Consider the following 17,856-nt stretch of genomic DNA (forward strand, 5'->3'; position numbering starts at 1 on the left):
GGGTGTCGTTTTTTCAGTGGAGTTGAGGGAGTGGACGGATTGCAAACCCGCGCCGTTGTAGTGCCGGAATTAGAAAAGCCAGCGCCATCGTGGTCTGATCGCGCAGCGTGGTATCCGCGCCCAGACGCTCGTCAGTGGGAGGATATCCGTCATGCAGGAGCACAATTGCACCCGGGCGAACGTTCGCTAGGACTGAATTCACGATTGTCTCGACCCCAGGGCGGGACCAATCTCTCGGATCGACCGACCAGTGCAGAGCTGTGAGGCCGGCGCTTGCTGTCTTTGCGAGCACCTCCTGCGTCCATATTCCGTAAGGTGCTCGCATAAGCCGGGGCGAGGCGTGCGGGCACACCAGACGGATCGCCTCGCTCGCGCTCAGCACTTCATCGTGAAGCTCCGTAGGGCCGCATCTGGATAGATCAGGATGCGTCATCGTATGGTTGCCAATCTCGTGCCCTTCCGCAACCACTCGTCGGACCAGCTCAGGATGCTCGATCGCATACGTGCCGATGACGAAGAACGTCGCCGGGACCCGATGTTGCGCCAGCACGTCGAGCACCGAAGGCGTACAAAATGGGTTCGGCCCGTCGTCAAAGGTCAAGTAGACAGCCGGATTTCCGCTCGCGTCAGCGTAGTCGCAGCGGACAACAGATGGGGAGGAACGCTCTGTCACAACTCAGGCCCGTTCCGATCAATCACCGTCCCGGCCGGCCACTCAGTGATCGAGCGACCAACTGGAAACACCACCACGATCACGTCTTCCATGCGGGTCGGCGACAAATTGGGATAGACGTCAGGCAGCGTGGAGAGCACGCGGATGCCATTCATAAGAGTGGCGAACCCCTGCCTTTGGACCAGTCGCGTCATATGTTTCTCGAGCGCCGGTCGAACCGTGCCAAAGCCAAACGGAACGCCCAGCTCGTGCAGTATTGGATACATCACGCGCATTGCGTGGCTTATTCCGAGCCCCTCGAGATCCGGACGGACCGCATACAATCCCAGTTCGGCCACAAGGAGATCGGCTCCGCCAACTTTGATGAAGCGTCGTAGTAGCCCGACGTGTGCTGCTATCCCGCGCGCGTCGTAACCAACTACACGAACCTCGGGTCTTGCGCCGGCCCAACTTCGGCTCCCCTGAAACGGCTGCGCATTGAACGCACCTGTCGGGCCGTAACTCTTGCGGAAGAACTCAGCGAGCTCGGCGTGCTCGGTAAGCCCCAGTTCGCTTTCCCACCGACGCCGCCACTGTACCTGAGCGCGCGCAGAGGCACCCTCCGCAGTCGGAGATACCGCAATGTTCATGGCAAGCTTCCTTGTAACAGTTGAGATGGTCACAAGGCCTCGTTACCCGCTGAACCACGATGAATACTGGAACGCGCCGCCATGCTGTGTCTGAGTTCGGCACCGCGGTTCTGCGCTCGCACGCCTCGCGTTGCATGCAGCGGAGCCATGGCTTTGTCCGCACATTTGATCCGGCGGATGTGCCATGCGCGCGATATGTCGGAAGATGCCTTCGAGGCGATTGGACAAGCCAGATCCTGTTTGCGCCAGAGAGCTCTTCTCCCTCCCCTCGCGGCGCAATCCGGCATATTGTGGTCTTGCGGCAAGCCATTTAGGCGCGGGCCCTCATCGATGGCGCATCTGAGCGGCATCGGACCAAACTGTTTCTTAAACATCTTCAAGACGCCCCGAATACGCTGGACAAGCAGGCGGTTTGAAACGGGCCTGCAAAGCTTGGCATTCGCAAACTGCTCTGCCGCTATTTCTCGACAGTAGAACGAGGCTGAAGCGCTCTCAATTGTACGCGAGTAAACATCAAATATGGGAACGGTTGAAATCCGCATACCAAGGTTTATCGGGACTTGCTTCGAGCCCGATCGAGCGGGCCTAGCACCGAAAAGAAGCAACGCCGCGCACCTATAGGCATCCTCAAAAACGGATGACGCCATTCGCTCTCCCATCCGGAAGACTTTCAGCGAGCGCACGTGAACGATCAAGGAGCATCGCGGTGGGCCTAATTATTTTTCCAAACTTCAGTTTGCTATCCAATCTCCCGCAGTTTGGTAAAATCGATTGTTTCGATACAACACATCCACACGATGGATAGACTTACGACATGCGGTTCAAGGGACTCGATCTAAATCTTCTCGTTGCGCTCGACGCCGTGATGACGGAGCGCAATCTCACAGCGGCGGCTCGCAAAATTAACCTGAGCCAACCCGCTATGAGCGCTGCTGTCGCACGGCTGCGCACCTATTTCCGCGATGAACTATTCACTATGAAAGGTCGAGAACTCGTCCCGACACCTGGTGCGGAGTCGCTTGCAGGCCCGGTTCGCGAGGCCCTGCTGCACATCCAACTCTCCATCATTTCGCGAGACGCGTTCGACCCGACTCAGTCCAGTCGGCGCTTCAGGGTCATTCTCTCGGATTTCATGACTATCGTGTTTTTCCGCAGAATCGTCGACCGCATGGCACAAGAAGCTCCCGCCGTGCGCTTCGAACTGCTGCCATTTTCCGATGAACCGGATGAGCTGCTCCGGCGGGGCGAGGTTGACTTTCTGATCCTGCCGGAACTGTTCATGTCGAGCGCGCATCCTAAGGCGACGCTGTTCGACGAGACCCTCGTATGCGTGGGATGCCGCGCGAACAAGCAGCTATCCCGGCAGCTTACGTTTGAAACATACATCTCGATGGGACACGTGACTGCCAAGTTCGGGCGGGCACTAAGACCGAACCTTGAAGAATGGTTTTTGCTTGAGCACGGTGTCAGACGACGAATAGAGGTCGTCGTGCAAGGCTTTAGCCTGATTCCGCCTATATTATTAGGCACGAGCCGTATCGGCACGATGCCCTTCCGCCTGGCCAGATACTTTGAAAAGCGGATGCCACTGCGGATCATCGAACCGCCTCTCCCTCTACCCACCTTCACAGAGGCCCTGCAGTGGCCCTCGTTCCACAATACCGATCCTGCGAGCATCTGGATGCGACGGATATTGCTCGATGAGGCATCCAACATGTCATCTGGGGAGCAGAAACCTCCAACTCGCAGGCGGTGTTAGAATTATCGTCCGCCGCACTCTGAACATCCAAGAACGACTGCGGCGGTTGGTCGCGAGGGCGCTCCCAGGTGCAAAGCGATGAACTCCAGAAATGGTTTTGATGCACCTGAGCTGCATTTCGGCTGCACTGTCGCGGGAAGAACAAAGAACATCTCTCCAGTGCAGATGTTTTTCTTGGCTAATAAAATAGCTTGAATCGCACATTGCGTCAGATTGTAGGATCACGATCCTGAGTGGCGCTGCAAGGCGCAGCTGTCGACGGGGCGGTTTGGCGAGCTCACCGCGCCATCGGCGGCCGGGTTGACCTTGCGTCAGCGAGCTCCGCTGCGTGGTTAGCCGGAGCCGGTGAGATCAATCAGCTTGGAGGCTCCTGATCCTCTCCCGCCGCTGCTGACCGGCTGCTCTCTATTCTAGCGATCACTTCGCGAGCTTCTTTCGCGATACCGGATGCGCCGACGTCCATTCGCGCGAGCCGAGACGATTGCTCAAGACGCAGCTGCCAGCCCGCGCTTTTGTGCCGCAAAGACGTTTGTCCCGGAGAGGAAGAGATGCGTTTCAAAGGTCTAGATCTAAATCTTCTCGTCGCGCTGGATGCTCTAATAACGGAGCGCAACCTAACCTCGGCGGCTCGAAAACTCCATCTCAGCCAACCGGCTATGAGCGCAGCCGTGGCGCGGTTACGCTCGTACTTCGATGATGATTTGTTTGGAATGAGGGGCCGCGAGCTTGTCTTGACCTCCCGCGCGGAACGGCTGGGCGCTCCGGTGCGGGACGCTCTAATGCACATTGAACTTTCAATCATTGCGCGAGACGCGTTCGACCCAGCCCGACTGAACCGCAGATTCAGGATTGCCCTTTCTGATTCTATAACAATTGTATTCTTCCGAAATGTCGTGGAGCGCGTCACGCGAGAGGCCCCGGCCGTCAGCTTCGAACTGGTGGCGCCGACCGATCAGCACGAGGAGCTACTCCGCCGGGGTGAGCTCGATTTTGTCATACTGCCGGACTTGTTGTTGTCGAGCGCGCACCCCAGAGCAGCGCTATTCGATGAGAGACTCGTCTGCGTAGGCTGCGGGGCGAATAAGGAATTGCAATGCCGGCTTACATCCGATCGCTATATGTCCATGGGCCACGTTGCAGTTAAGAACGAAGGCGTGCCCCCGACCGCAGTTGAGCAATCCTTCTTCATCGATCCCGGCTCCTCCCGGCGCATCGACATTCTCGTGCAGAGCTTCAGCCTGATGCCGCCGCTCTTGCTTGGGACGAACCGCATCGGCACGATGCCACTGGGCCTCGCTCGGCACTTCCAAAGCACGATGCCACTTAAGATCGTCGAGCTTGCGCATCAACTCCCGGCCTTCACTGAGGCGGTCCAATGGCCCGCGCTTCACAACAGTGACCCGGAAAGCCTGTGGCTGCGGGAAATCTTCCTGCAGGAGGCCACCCGCATGGCAACAGCACAAGAGCCCCCTGTTAGCACTTGCCAAGAATCGCGCGCCGCGGGGCATGTACGATCTGTCTCGCCGGCGTCGTGAAGACGTTCCGCGCCAGCTGAGACCACACAGACTTCTCCCATGGTTAGCTCTCATTGCCCACCAATAGAGACCCTCGCAGCGGACGACCCTTGAGGCAATCTTTCGCCTTTCGTACGGTCGCGTTAGCTCCTCCAACCTGCACAGTGTCGCCGTAGTTTGAAGATGCAGCTGAGCAATGCATCCACGCTGAGCGTTACACACCCGGCCGCGGGACGCACCTGCCAAAAGAAGTAGGACATGCACCGATCTCACGTCGTCAACTGTCCAGGTCAGCAACTGCTTCCGATGAACGGATCCGACCAGCTTCTTCTGAGCCTGCTAAATTGCGTTGTGAGCACCGCGGCCCTCGAGCATGCATATGGCTGGGAGCCGCCCCGCTGTCGAAGCAAGTGTCCGGCACCGTGTGGCCCTGTCGCATCACGGTGCAGGACATCGCGACATTCACGACTGAATGCCGCACCTATGTCTTCTTTTGGCCCTATCGCAGCCAAACGTCTTGACGACGCGCGCTGCGCTTGATGCAAACAAAAGAGGAGTTGAACGTTGAATCTTTGCAGCAGAGTCTTCGATCCGGAAGAGCTCTCGGCCCTTGGACGCGTTTACGACCACGCCGTCAACGCGCTTCCCCCATCGATGCGTAGTCAAGACAACCGCACAGCTATCGCCAAACTCATCTTGGAGCGTACGGCCGCTGGCGATGCTCAATTGGCGCGCCTGATGAACTTGTTCATTACCCTTTCCCCCGAGGTTGATCGGCTGCCATCTTAAGGATAGTCACCACTCGCGGTCTGGAATGGAAGACGATTTAGCTGGAGCTTACAAAGCCGCTTGAATCACACGTGACGTCAGGTTGTAGGCTTTGAAATTGAACAACATGAACAGACCTGCACCAAGACGGCGTCGATGGCGCATTGGCGAACTTGCAGATGCGACCGGAGTAACGGTACGCACGCTGCACCATTATGAGCACACTGGGCTCTTGGCAGCCACGGAGCGAACCGACGGTGGTCACCGGATGTATGACCGAGAAAGCCTGCAACGGGTTCACCAAATCCGTGCGCTGCGTGAGCTTGGTTTCTCGCTGGTCGAGATCCGTAAAGCTATGGAGGGCACGACCTCACTTACGGACCTCCTGCGCAAGCATCTAGAGCGCATAGAGCTCCAAGTTGCGCGAGCCACTCTGTTGCGCGACCGTTTGCGCAACATGACCATCGACGGCGACGCGAAGGTAAGTGTGGATGAGCTGCCTGCGACCCTCAATGCGATGTCGCGGGCGGAGACGCGTGATGATCCGCCGCGATGCGCCTGCAATCTTGCTGCGGAGCGCGAGGACCGCTGGCGTCGAATCCGTGACGACCTTCGCGCATGCATGGATGGAGGCGAACATCCTTGCGGCGAGCGCGCAAAGGCTGTCGCGGGTGCTGCACGCTTGCTGATCAGCGAAATCGCCGGCGCCGATTCACGTGTCTCTATGATCCTGAAAGTACTCTCACGATTAAGCGCGCCCCGCAGCCTGGCTGGCTGGGATCCCTGCCTGATGCAATATCTCGATCTCGCCCTAGGCGGCTTGGAAGATCAGCCGTACTGATGCATTCACGAGCATTGGCAGCAGCGCACGCTTCCATCATTCACCTAGTGTAGGTTTAAATACGCGGGATTGACGCCCGCGTTCTTTGATGCGGCTATGGGATTTAGCGGATAAAACAGACAGGTTGGACTCTGTCCAACGATCCGCGCCCCGAAGCATCCACTGCTCTTCCCAACGGGCTTGATCCGCACGTAACGTCAGATTGTAGAACCTTATCGCCGATGGGGGTTCGTCGAACTAACGAACGTTTGCCTCGGCAAGCGACCTCGACCAGGGGCGTCTGGTCACAAGTACATGCGGTTTTACTTTAGGTGACCATCGGAATGTCAAATATGCGGCCCGCCTCTATTGCGAGAGCAGCGCTTCTCTTCTGCGCGTTTGCCTCTCCCTTCGCGCGCGGCTCTGAAATAAAGATTGCGGTGGCCGGCCCAATGACTGGAAGCAGCGCAACGTTCGGCGCGCAAATGCGCGATGGGGCGGCTGCGGCAGTCGAGGCCATAAATGCTTCGGCCCTACTTCCCGACCATGCCAAGGTCGTACTGAGTGTCGTTGACGACGCCTGCGACCCAAGGCAAGCTGTCGCAGTCGCGAATAAGCTCGCAACAGAGCGGGTTCTGTTGGTGGTTGGCCATTTTTGTTCCGCTTCATCGATCCCGGCCTCCGACGTCTATGCCGAAGCAGGCATCGTTCAGGTATCACCAGGCTCATCAAGTTCTCTGTTGACGGAGCGCGGGCTCGAAACTGTCTTTCGGATCTGCGGCCGCGACGACCGACAGGGAATCGTTGCCGCCGACTACATTCAGGCGAACCACCCCAACGAGAGCATCGCGGTGCTCGATGACAAGAGCACGGCTGGCAAGGGTATTGCCGACGTGGTCGAAGCCCAGCTTCATCGGTTCGGGCGACAAGTCAGCCGGCAAAGCTATATTGCCGGTGAAAAGGACTTCAGAGCGTTGGTTTCAAGAATGAAGAAGGATCGGGTGCGCGTCGCCTATATCGGCGGCTACCACACTGAAATTGGATTGTTCGCACGCCAGGCGTCGGAAGCAAACGCAAACTTCATAGTCATGGCCAACGATCCGCTAATGAGCTCCGAGTTCTGGGCCATCACCGGCAGCGCTGGGAATGGCACATTGTTTACCTTCATGGCTGACCCCGCTGGGGATGCCAACGCGGCCGCAGTGGCCGCCAGTCTCAAAGCTTCCGGCCTGTCCGTTGAAGGCTACACGCTATACGCCTATGCAGCTGTGCAAGCCTGGGCAGAAGCGGTGAACCGGAGCGGCTCCTTCGACGCTGCGCGCGTCGCCAGCGCGCTCCGTTCACGGCCGATCGATACTGTAGTTGGGCAGGTCCGGTTCGATAAAAAGGGCGACAACTCGGCCTCTGGATTCTTCGTTTATCGATGGCGCAACGGCCATGTTGAACGGGTCAAGGAGCACTGATTCTCATGCAAAGCCGGCGCCCGAAGCGAGACATCTCGCGAATGACAAAACGCTCTCAGAAGGTCTTCGCAGCGATACTCGCTGGCTGCTTTATACTCGTCGCTCTCGGAGCATTTTTCGCGCTCGCTGCCGCACTCGCAGAGCTACCCAGCCCTGACCAGACAGAGGTGCTACGTCCGATGATAGACAAATAGCAGCCCCCTTTGCGTGATCCGCCCAGTCATAGGGTCTCTGAAGGTGGCCATGTCCTTCTACGGGTTTGAATACATGATCGTTCTGCGGCCGAGTGATTCCAGGTTCAAGATAGGAAGAGCGAAGCTCACATGTTTATGGTCAAGCACGGGCTTAGCTGGATGCAATCGGCGCTTGCTGTCAGATTCAGTATCCACGTATTCTCTTTTCTCGATCATAAGCTGTGATCCACGATCGAGTGAGAGAGGGACGGTATGACGCAGTCGGACAGACTACCTAGCCTATACCAGGGTAGTGGGAGCAGCCGGGCTGCCGGATAGAAGTTGCCGAGATTGCTCGTCTCCCACTTCGGTCTGGGACTACTCAGAGTTCGGGATTCGTCAAAACGATTCGCTGCTATCTCTTGCCCTCTCACTCATGGCCCGCCAACAGCGGATCAGCAATCTGCCGATATCTCTTATGCTTGCCAAGGCTAGACAGCCGGAAACACCCATTGACCGGTTTCCCATCAAGGCAGTTGAGATAGCTGCGCTATCAACGAACTGGATGCATTCCATCAACACTTTCGATTTTACTAGTTCGAGCCTAACACCGCATAAGTCGGCCGCCGGCTTACGGAAGGCACAGCTCACGAATGTCGCGTGTTAATGGATCCTTTTCAGCTTGGTCGCAGTCCAGCTCACGTCTATCGCGGCTGCGTCGAGCATCGCCTGGCAGCGAGACATGTGGGGGCGAATGCAGTGCGAGGTCCGATCTTAGCCAGCCGCGCAATCTCTAACATCGTGGCCATCCCTTTGGCATGATACTTGATGGCTCCGCGAAGTCAGCTCTCAGGCAAACTGTTCGGCAATGGTAAATGCTCTGCAGCATAGAGCTTGGGCAGCTGAACTGCCCTCTGCACCGGTGCGGGCTGGACTTTTCGCTCCGACCAGGCCGGTAGCGTCAGCTATCCGACACCGTCATCGCGGCCTGCGGCCAAAGCGTCACAATCGGCTGCATGGCCCCGAACGGAGTCACTGCTGTTGCGGAGCGCGCTGGATGGCTCGCAATACGTTCAAATCGCTAGCCATCAACAGTTTTCGTTTTCCCCTGGATCGTTGGCGGCACTTATGCGCCCCCTTTCTAGAAAACCGGCACACCTGCCGTGCAGCATTCATTTGTCCAGCGGAGCTTCCGCCGTTTGGCGTACGCAAAACGATACCTTTAGTCAGCCTGCGTTGCATTCACTACTTTGGAGAAATACCGTGGAACTTGACCCTTCCAATTCACGCATACAGCATCTCGAGGATCGGATCGATCTGCAACTCGACATCGTGGCGGGACTCATGCGCGAAGAAGGCGACGAGCTTGAAGCGATCCGACTGCTCAATGCGCTCATAAGTCAAATGATTGCGGCGGAGCTGGAGCTCGTCCAGCTTGGCGATGCCAGATCCGGCGGCGGACAAATGCGACTGTCGCGAGACCGCGGTGTCTACTACCCCGAGGAGCTCCGGGTTTTGGGACGCCTTTTTGATCAAACTGTGGCGGCTTTGCCGGAAGCGCTACGAACCTCCGCCAATCGAATGACGATCGCCAAGCTCATTTTTTCACGTGCAGCAGTGGACTGAGGTTTATTACGAATGTGCCGGCTTCCCCTCCGCTCGCTCTGTTTTGAGCCCGGAAGCGAACGGCCACCGCTTCTTTCGCGAGTGGCAAAGAGCCCTCTCGAGAGCATCGCATTTGCCCTTGCATCGCGCTCCCTGTGTAGGCGACTGACCTGGAACAAGCGCCACACACACAGGGCAGAAGCATAGGCTGGGTGAGTAAAACGTCGATGGGTCATTTAGTTATGTCAGAAAGCCGACACGGCGGATCCAGAACACGCTTACATGATCCCGCAGCGGATATCACCAGCGCCAATGTGTTTGGACGCTTCTTGGCTGCAGCGCGAGAAATGACCAGCCCTGTCCATTTTCGCATTGCTCGGCTTCAATCGCGACTGTTTGGTGCCGATGCTCCGGCATGAAGAGCAGCTACATCTCGTGATTTTTGACCGATGCCGACCAACAGGACCACTCCGGCAACCAATGAACAATGACCCGCATTTTGATTATCTATTTTTCCGAATTCGTCCGATTTCGGCGCGGCGATGCGACCTTCGGTCATCGGACTTTCAACAAGCATCTATATGCTCTCCATAAAGCATCGAGAGCAGCTCGATAGAAAGTCTGCCGGGCTGACGCCCTGCTTGCTGACGCACGCTGCATAATGTCAGCTTTCTCTGTTTCAAGATGTCGAGGAATGTTTGAGATGGATCAGATCTTTTCCCAGCACGCGCAGGTGCCAGACGCCGTCGTGAGCGCCGCATTGGACAAGGCATGGAGCTTTGTTGAGACGGATCCCTTGTTAGCACATAATCTCAGGGCCGTCCTTTATAGCCGGCTGCGCACTTACCTCGAATGTTCGGTAAAAAACGGCGAACGGAATACTCTAAATCTGGCAAACGACGCGATACGCAACTTGCGGGCTGAATTGGCGCCGTCGAGCCAGAAATGAGGCGCTTTCACCTTTAGCGTCGAGACGATTTGATGTCATCGCATTCAGAGGCGCAATGCGATAGAACAACCGGGTCAGCGCGCGTTCGAGCAAACTTTGCTCTCCTCATGTGCATCTTCGTTGATGAGAACGTTCCCGAAAAGCTATTACCTCTGCACCTCATCTGCCGACTCGAGACCCGTAAGCTGAACACCAGGCCGGGTCGACGATGAGAGGCGCCGGCCGCACTGGTATTCGCTGGCGTCAGGAAACCGATCACCGTTTTCTCTCCTACCCCTGAGCTCGGCACAACTTTGCGCAACTAAAAGAGCAATATCTAGCCGCAATGGCTTTCCCGACCCGGCGATTGCGCGCGCGGTCGGTCGGCATCGCGCAGCTCCGATTAAGAGCGATAGCATGACCGTGTTGCCCGAAGCATCGCGTTGGCGCGCATCGGGCCGGCATTTTAGGCGCGGCCTGTTGGCGTCCCTTGCGACAGATGGAGCCAGACACCGCCGCTCTGCCTCGCAGATCATGGTTAACGATCCTATGCGACGAAGCCTCGACGCGATCGCTGCCGAGCCACAGCGTCGCGTTAGGAGCGGAGCAGCGGCGAGTTGCGCGCCGCGCAACCTGACGTGGCGTGCGATTGCGCACATTTCTTTCCAAGACATGTTGTGCGGCAGTTACAGCAATTCGCGTTCATGTTGTTAAACGCACGCCGCTGGGGGCACCGAAAGGAAACGACACTGCAATGAAAAAGATTCTAGTTCTGACTGCCAGCATCGGCGCACTTGGTGCGGCCGCTCCCTCATTCGGCGCGGACTTGGCCGAGCAGCCTAACAAGGTCAAGGCGGCACCGGTGGCGGTCGCAGCCCCAGTCATCGATTGGTCCGGCTACTATGTCGGCGTCAATGGTGGCTGGGGAACGAGCCGCAATTGCTGGGATTTCAATGGCGTCACTTCCGAAGGCTGTCATGATTCGGCTGGCGGCACCTTTGGCGGCCAGATCGGCTATCGTTGGCACATCTTCAACATGGTCTATGGCATCGAAGGTCAGGGCAACTGGGCGGACTTCAAAGGCTCCAATGTTAGCACCGCCTTCCCGGCAAACACCATTGGCACCACGACAGATGCATTCGGTCTACTCACCGGCCATATCGGATACGCATTCAACTCTGTGCTAGTGTACGGCAAGGGCGGTGCTGCGGTGACCAGCAACACCTATCAGGTCAACTCGGCGACAACCAGTGCGGGTGGCAAAAACGATGATGTGCGTTGGGGAGGCGTGCTGGGCGCCGGCGCCGAAGTCAGCCTCACGCCGAACTGGTCAGCTGGCGTCGAGTATAACCACTTGTTCATGCAGCGCAGCAACATCAGCTTCCCAGCGGCACTTGGCACCGATCGCGTGCATCAGGACGTCGACCTCATCACGGCTCGGCTTAACTACAAGTTTGGCGCGCCGTTTGCCCGATAAAGATCCCCACGCACTTGCATGAATCGGGACCCCGACCCGCGGTCGGGGTTCTTTCCTCAAGTGCTCCTCTCCGGCCCCAGTTCCAGAGCCACAGCTGCGAGCTTATTTGAGCAAATGGTCGCCCGCGAGATAGAGTGAGGCCGTCACGCCCAACTCGTGAGGCAAATCGCTGCGCCCGTTCCACTGCCCATCGGCTTTACGAAAGTCCAAGAACCTCGGTCAGCGCGAGATAGCCGACTTGTCCAAGAGCACTGTATCTGCGAGTTCGTGACGATGCTCAACTCGCCTGAAGCCGGAAGGCAAAGATGTGCCGGTCAGCGATCGTCGCTCAATCGAATTCAAAGAACATCAAGGCGAATAGCCATGGCGATTGCTTGAATCCGGCTGTCAGCACCCAGTTTTGGCATCGTGTTCTTGACAGGAAAATTGACTGTATTCTCGCGGATTCCTAGGATCATCCCAATTTCCCAGGACGATTTTCCCTCAGCGACCCACCGCATACAACTGAGCTCCCGCTTCGAGAGCGTCACTTTCTTCTCGCAAAAGGTACTGCGAGGACGAGCGATCTCGCTGTAGGCGCGTGAATCAGACAGGCGAGCGTGTTCAGATGCCCGATGCGCTCCCTGAGGATCAGCATCGTCGAAGTCCCATGCAAACGACACCACAGATATCCGACCCAACGGGCCAAACAACGGCAGGCACGCTCATGCCATGCTTCAGGCCCGCCTCTCTCGCCTCCTCCAGGACGCGTCTCTCATCCGGTTGAAGTTGATGGTGTTCGGCGACGTGATCCCACAAAAACGGTCGCGAAAGCATCGGCGTCCGCCGGACCACTGGACGATAGTGTGGTACTTGCGCTTAAATTAGCGGTGGCGGCCACTTCACAGCCATATCGGAGGTGGACAGTCCTCTAGCCCGATTGCCTGGACGACGTTGAGAGCGCCGTAGGCCGACTTCAGTGAACCCTTCCTTGCCGGCACAGCGCACAAGTAACTCGAACGGCGCCCTGAGGGAATGCGTCTGGTTCGTGCACTCGGTGAAGCTGAAGAGGTCGAAGTGCGATCGCTCGCCAGATTCAGACGCCATTCGCCGCACTCGGCGCTCTGCTGCCGGCGCTTGCCTGATCGCATGGTCAGGGAGCCGAGATATCGCCATCATCCCTGCTTCGAGGCGAGCGATGAAGTGATCGGTCCAGGTCGCCGATAGCGAACAGACAAAATCGGAGATCATCGTCTGCCGCCCGTTTTGTTGAGGTTTGCCGTCGATGAGGACTAAGCGATGCGCCCACCTTACTCATGCGGCAATGATAGAACGTGGGGAGGCTGCGGACTGCGCCTGGAACAAGGACCAAGCAGTACTAACCGCAAGACCCGAGGCCCTGTTTAGCTCGCATGAGGATAGAATTTAATCGTGCTCGGATGAGGCTCGTGTAGTCTTGAATGGCACGAGAAGATCCTGTGCTCGAAAATCGCGCGATATAGGTAAGGTAGAGCATGCGCATGGCGATGCGGGACTCGACCCGCCCCTTGTCCGTATCAAGACCTTGCTTCTAGACGATGACAACAGGAACGCCATCTTTTTTACCTATATTGCGAATCACCATGGCGTTCGCTCATCCACCGCCCTGTGGCGGCGACGCGAACGCGATCGATGAGCAACACGGAATAGCCAAGGCACAAGACATCTTTTTCGCATCATTGTACGGCGTCTCATTGGGTCCGCCCGGCGTGGCAGGCGCGAAAAAGCCGAACGCTCAGAAGCGGGCCATGCTACAGGCGCAACGAGAGCTACTCGTACACGCGGGATCTGCTTGATGCAGAGGACACTGTGCATGCGCTTCTCCAGCAGGGAGATGACCCGGGCCAGACGCACCAGCAAATGCCATACCAACTATCAGCTTGCTAAAATCAGGCGTCGCAGAACTCGCTCCGAACGCGGACGGTTGGGTACAACGTAGGTACCTCGAAGCATTCATGACATTGCGAGGGAATGCGACAGCAAGCGAGCTACACCGCACTTCACCTCGGCAGCTCACTGCGGCCGGCCGCCTCAAGCCCCGCCTTTTTAGGACCTTAACGCAATCCCATTACGGCCTGGTCAAGTGCCAACGTCGGCAATTGATGGGCCGATCCACACATGGCACTCGTCCAGGAACTTGAACCAACTGCAGTTCCAGCCGCGCGTGTCGGCGAAGTTCGCCTGGATCCCTCGAGCCAAATACAACTCGGCCGCACCTAAAGGAGGAATTATGATGAGCTTGATGGAAAAGGACGAAAATCACCGCCAAGATCGGTGAAGCATGGCTTCTCTGCTCATCGCGATCATCTCACTGCTCTATGCGAGCGTTGGCCAGGCTGGTGGCACTGCGTTCCTCTCCCTAATGGCATGGTTTGGGATGTCATCGACAGAGATGCGCCCGACGGCACTTGGTCTCAACATTGTTGTCGCGACTTATTCTACTTGGCTCCTCAACCGCAACAAGGTCGTTGAGTGGGCAATCCTGCGCCCGCTTCTCTTTTCCTCGATGCCGACGTCCCTCGTCGGCGGCTTAATTGTGCTCGGTGAGCATATGTACAGAACATTGACGGGGCTCATTCTTCTTCTGGCGAGCGCAGCGATGATCACGCAGCGGGGACGAGCTGCTGGCCGCGCTCGCGAAACTCCGCTGCGGGCGAGCGTGAGCATTGGCGCGGTCTTAGGCCTCGTTTCCGGGCTGACTGGGGTGGGAGGCGGAGTGTTCCTCGCCCCGCTGCTCATCGCACTGAATTGGGCGTCACCGAAGCAGACCGTGGCGCTATCACCGCCCTTTATTTTGGCCAATTCCACAGTGGGTTTCGTCGGAGCCCTTTTCGCCGGGCAATTTCCCTCGCCAGATTTGGCCATTTACGCGATCTCAGCGTTGGCGGGGGCAGTCGCTGGAACGATAATCAGCCTGAAATGGCTGGACGCGACAGGAATCAACTTTATTCTCGTGACGGTTCTGCTCATTGCCGGCGTCCAGTTGGTTTTTGCTTGAAAGTCTCAACTCTATCTTTAGTGCGATTGGCAGCAGGTCCTGCGCGGTCAGATCGGCAGGCACGATGATGGAGGCCGCAGCGGGGTCTGGTCCGAGTGTCTTTCCTAGCTCCGAAAACTGACTCACGCGATCACGAAAATCTGTTCTTGGAAAGAGGTTACAACTTGAGGGCGCCTTTCACCTCAGCGATTTCGGCTGCAGGCTTTCGAGTAATGAGCGCTTCGCTGGCCGTGTGCAGAGCCGAAGGATGCTTCGCCTCGGAATAGCGCGTCAAATAGCCTCAACCTCAAGTCACCCGACATCATGAGCTTTGTTGAGCCACGTAACGTGGCAGCGAGCGATGCCTACAAAGGCAATGTCAGAACGAAAACAACCCAGCTGTGAAGCAGAATCGAATATCGCAGATAGTCTCGCCTCTGAAGACATTCGGGACGGTCTCCTCTTGCAATTAGCAAGACGTTCACAGTCGTTGCGGGTGTGTGAACCGCATCGGGCAGGAACGAGACGCCGCCGCCTAACGAAAGCGCCCCGACGCACTTCGCCGTGGACGGAAAGTGCGCTGGGGTCGCCCCAACATCATCAGTACATCCGTGATGATGCTTGCGGCAATGAAACAACTAGCGTGGCAGAATTGAGGCTTGTGTGTTCGATACTGGATCAAACTTATCTTCGTGCGCTGTGCCAAAGGACTTGAATCGCACGTTGCGTCACGTTGTACTGTGACGCTACTCGCACTCTCATGGAGATTATCATCCATATCACGTCCGCCTCAAAAGGAGGCGCGCGTTCGACGGTCGGGAGCCGACCACGGCGACTGGCGATGTCACGAAAACGCTGCGAGCGTTGCTCGTGCCACCTGGCTATTCTGAAGGCAAGTCTACGCTCAACGACTCGTGCGCCAGCACATCGGTCCAAGCGATAATTGTGCGGGACTGCCGGCAATCAACAACATTTCGAGGCGGCCTCATCCTTTTTAGGAAACTCAAATAGCAGAGATTACCTGCTACGCGTGACTGCTGATGAAAAGCTGACGGGCCTGAAGCGTCTGACGACTCGCTCTTCGCGGCGCTCGACATTGCAACGGACAAGGTCATCGGCAAATGCTATTCCCGCTACCGTGCCGCAAATTCGCCAAGTCCCTCGACGCGATCGAGGCCGCCATCCCGCGCGGACGCAATGTCCATCTCCTCATTGACGACTCGCCACACAACGCCCCACTGATCCGCAGCTGGCTCGCGAAACGGCTGTGTTCGCATATTGAGCTCCTACCGACCAGTTTGTCCTGGCTCACTCCGGTTGAGCGCTTCCTCGCGCTCATCACCGACAAGAAGATGCGGCTTGGCGTCTATCGCAGAGTCCCAGGCCGTGCGCACGGGCATTCTGGACTTCATCAGTTATCACAATGCCAATCCCTTGCGATTCAAGTGGACCGAATCCCCAGACGACATCCTCACGTCCATCGAACGCTTCTGCCGACACTTAGGCATCGCAACGTTGCGAAGTTCTGGTTCGGCCCACGACGCCCGTTTGACATAACGCAAAGACATTGGAGAGAGGATCTGTCAGCTTTGTGCTTACCTGAGCATGGGAAAGTTAGGACTTGCAGACCTCTCTTTTGAACAAGTATTGCGATGCTCGCCTGCCCTGGTACACGATCTACCCGGCCGCCCGGGACTTTTCCGCGATAGTTGGCGCTGACACTTGTGCAACATGGCTGTCTCGGCTGCTGCCCGACGACCCTGTATCGCTCTACATCCACGTTCCGTTCTGTCGCTCTATTTGTTGGTATTGCGGCTTCCCTACCAGCCTTGCGCGCAGCAAGCGACCGCTTCGCAACTATTTGGCAGCACTGTGGGACGAGATAGGCTTGGTCGCAGAGCAAGTGCCGAGCGCTTTGCCGGTGAGCGATGTGCATTTCGGCGGTGGGACGCCGACCACCGTTGCACCTTGCGATTTTCTCGCCTTGATGGAACTCCTACGCCACCGTTTTCAGTTCAACAATACAACTACCATTGCCATAGAAATCGATCCGCGTCGACTCACGGCCGAGATGGTCGAAACGTTACAAGCGGCCGGGGTCAGCCGCGCGAGCATCGGCGTGCAAAGCTTCGATCCCGTGGTTCAAAGGTCTGTCAACCGCGTGCAGAGCGAGGAGGTGACGGCTTCCCTCGTCGCCAGTCTACGCCAGCATGGGATTAGACGCATCAATTTCGACCTTCTCTTCGGGCTACCGCATCAGACGGTGCGGTCCTGCGTAGCCTCCGCGCGGACAGTACTGGCAATGCGGCCAGACCGGCTTGCGGTCTTTGGCTACGCTCACGTCCCCTCCTATATGAAACGTCAACGCCACATCGACGAGACGGCGCTGCCGGATAATATTGCCCGCGCTGAGCAAGCCGCGGCCATCGCAGATACGCTGGTCTCGGCCGGCTACCACCAGATCGGGCTCGACCATTTCGCTCTACCCGGCGACGAGCTCGCGCTGGCGCAGAAAGCTGGTCGACTGCGCCGCAACTCCCTCGGTTATTCGGCTGACACTTGCAAGACGGTGATCGGCTTAGGTCCGTCCGCCATCGGCCGTTTGCGTGAGGGTTACGTTCAGAACGAGATGTCGACCACTTCGTATCAGGAACACATTCAGGCCGGCCGCCTGGCCACTTCAAAAGGCTACTGTCTGTCCGCAGAAGATCGCCTTCGCGCCGCGATTATAGAGCGTCTGATGTGCGATTTGCAGGCCGACATACCAGCGATCTGCGCTGCTCACGAATTTGATCCGGCTTTCCTCCTCGATTCTGCAGGCCGCCTAGGCATGCTTGCCAAAGATGGGATCGTGGACATTGAAGATGGATTTATTCGGGTCAAGCAGGAGCATAGGTTTGTCATTCGTGCAGTTGCTGCCGCATTCGACACTTGTCTCGATCGTATTCCTATTACCTAAGCCACGCATGTAAGCAGACTACATCCAAAACGCTACTTGCGATGGAGAGATCCAACAAGCGCGTCCGGGCAGACAGGCCAGATCTCGAGGATG

14 protein-coding genes are annotated in these 17,856 nt (G+C 57.3%); 9 read left to right on the top strand and 5 right to left on the bottom strand.

Features of this window, described 5'->3' with window-relative positions; translation table 11 throughout:
• Positions 1–13 precede the first annotated feature (13 nt).
• Both nodB and ACVWZ4_RS04815 read right to left on the bottom strand, forming a co-directional pair.
• Positions 14–673 carry a chitooligosaccharide deacetylase NodB gene (gene nodB, locus ACVWZ4_RS04810; RefSeq protein WP_456701722.1) on the bottom strand — a complete coding sequence of 220 codons (660 nt, stop codon included), beginning with the start codon at positions 671–673 and terminating at the stop codon, positions 14–16.
• On the bottom strand, positions 670–1,302 hold the full coding sequence (locus tag ACVWZ4_RS04815) for a NodA family N-acyltransferase (protein WP_456701721.1): 633 nt from the start codon (positions 1,300–1,302) through the stop codon (positions 670–672). Before ACVWZ4_RS04815 ends, nodB begins: the two co-directional genes overlap by 4 nt.
• An 814-nt stretch (positions 1,303–2,116) precedes the next feature.
• On the opposite strand from ACVWZ4_RS04815, the gene nodD1 reads away from it, so the two are divergent.
• From nodD1 to ACVWZ4_RS04840, 5 genes are all read left to right on the top strand, one after another.
• Positions 2,117–3,061 (top strand): transcriptional regulator NodD1, encoded by a 945-nt coding sequence (gene nodD1, locus ACVWZ4_RS04820; protein ID WP_456701720.1) that lies wholly within the window; start codon positions 2,117–2,119, stop codon positions 3,059–3,061.
• A gap of 548 nt (positions 3,062–3,609) precedes the next feature.
• Positions 3,610–4,596, top strand: a complete 987-nt coding sequence (locus tag ACVWZ4_RS04825; protein ID WP_456701719.1) for a LysR family transcriptional regulator — start codon at positions 3,610–3,612, stop codon at positions 4,594–4,596.
• An 874-nt stretch (positions 4,597–5,470) separates the two neighbouring features.
• Positions 5,471–6,184, top strand: coding sequence for a MerR family transcriptional regulator (locus tag ACVWZ4_RS04830; protein WP_456705176.1), 714 nt, complete (start codon positions 5,471–5,473; stop codon positions 6,182–6,184).
• A 323-nt stretch (positions 6,185–6,507) separates the two neighbouring features.
• Positions 6,508–7,626: a branched-chain amino acid ABC transporter substrate-binding protein gene (locus ACVWZ4_RS04835; RefSeq protein WP_456701718.1), complete on the top strand. Its 1,119-nt coding sequence runs from the start codon at positions 6,508–6,510 to the stop codon at positions 7,624–7,626.
• Between the two features lie 1,436 nt (positions 7,627–9,062).
• A complete protein-coding gene (locus tag ACVWZ4_RS04840) occupies positions 9,063–9,425 on the top strand; it encodes a NolY (protein ID WP_456701717.1) in 363 nt (120 codons plus the stop codon).
• Positions 9,426–9,786: 361 nt separating this feature from the next.
• Here the strand turns inward: ACVWZ4_RS04840 and ACVWZ4_RS04845 are convergent, their stop codons facing one another.
• Complete coding sequence (locus ACVWZ4_RS04845; RefSeq protein WP_456701716.1) at positions 9,787–9,981, bottom strand: hypothetical protein; 195 nt, start codon at positions 9,979–9,981, stop codon at positions 9,787–9,789.
• 126 nt (positions 9,982–10,107) lie between these two features.
• Here ACVWZ4_RS04845 and ACVWZ4_RS04850 point away from each other — a divergent pair, with 126 nt between their 5' ends.
• Both ACVWZ4_RS04850 and ACVWZ4_RS04855 read left to right on the top strand, forming a co-directional pair.
• Positions 10,108–10,353, top strand: coding sequence for a hypothetical protein (locus tag ACVWZ4_RS04850; RefSeq protein ID WP_456701715.1), 246 nt, complete (start codon positions 10,108–10,110; stop codon positions 10,351–10,353).
• A gap of 733 nt (positions 10,354–11,086) precedes the next feature.
• Positions 11,087–11,809: an outer membrane protein gene (locus tag ACVWZ4_RS04855; RefSeq protein WP_456701714.1), complete on the top strand. Its 723-nt coding sequence runs from the start codon at positions 11,087–11,089 to the stop codon at positions 11,807–11,809.
• 338 nt (positions 11,810–12,147) lie between these two features.
• Here the strand turns inward: ACVWZ4_RS04855 and ACVWZ4_RS04860 are convergent, their stop codons facing one another.
• Together ACVWZ4_RS04860 and ACVWZ4_RS04865 are read right to left on the bottom strand one after the other, a co-directional pair.
• Positions 12,148–12,471: a LuxR family transcriptional regulator gene (locus ACVWZ4_RS04860; protein ID WP_456701713.1), complete on the bottom strand. Its 324-nt coding sequence runs from the start codon at positions 12,469–12,471 to the stop codon at positions 12,148–12,150.
• A complete protein-coding gene (locus ACVWZ4_RS04865; protein ID WP_456701712.1) occupies positions 12,440–12,625 on the bottom strand; it encodes an autoinducer binding domain-containing protein in 186 nt (61 codons plus the stop codon). Before ACVWZ4_RS04865 ends, ACVWZ4_RS04860 begins: the two co-directional genes overlap by 32 nt.
• A gap of 1,483 nt (positions 12,626–14,108) precedes the next feature.
• Between ACVWZ4_RS04865 and ACVWZ4_RS04870 the strand changes: the two genes are divergently transcribed.
• Both ACVWZ4_RS04870 and hemN read left to right on the top strand, forming a co-directional pair.
• On the top strand, positions 14,109–14,825 hold the full coding sequence (locus ACVWZ4_RS04870) for a sulfite exporter TauE/SafE family protein (protein WP_456701711.1): 717 nt from the start codon (positions 14,109–14,111) through the stop codon (positions 14,823–14,825).
• Between the two features lie 1,600 nt (positions 14,826–16,425).
• On the top strand, positions 16,426–17,763 hold the full coding sequence (hemN, locus tag ACVWZ4_RS04875; protein ID WP_456701710.1) for an oxygen-independent coproporphyrinogen III oxidase: 1,338 nt from the start codon (positions 16,426–16,428) through the stop codon (positions 17,761–17,763).
• The last annotated feature ends 93 nt before the right edge of the window (positions 17,764–17,856 follow it).

Source organism: Bradyrhizobium sp. USDA 4472, from assembly GCF_054058595.1.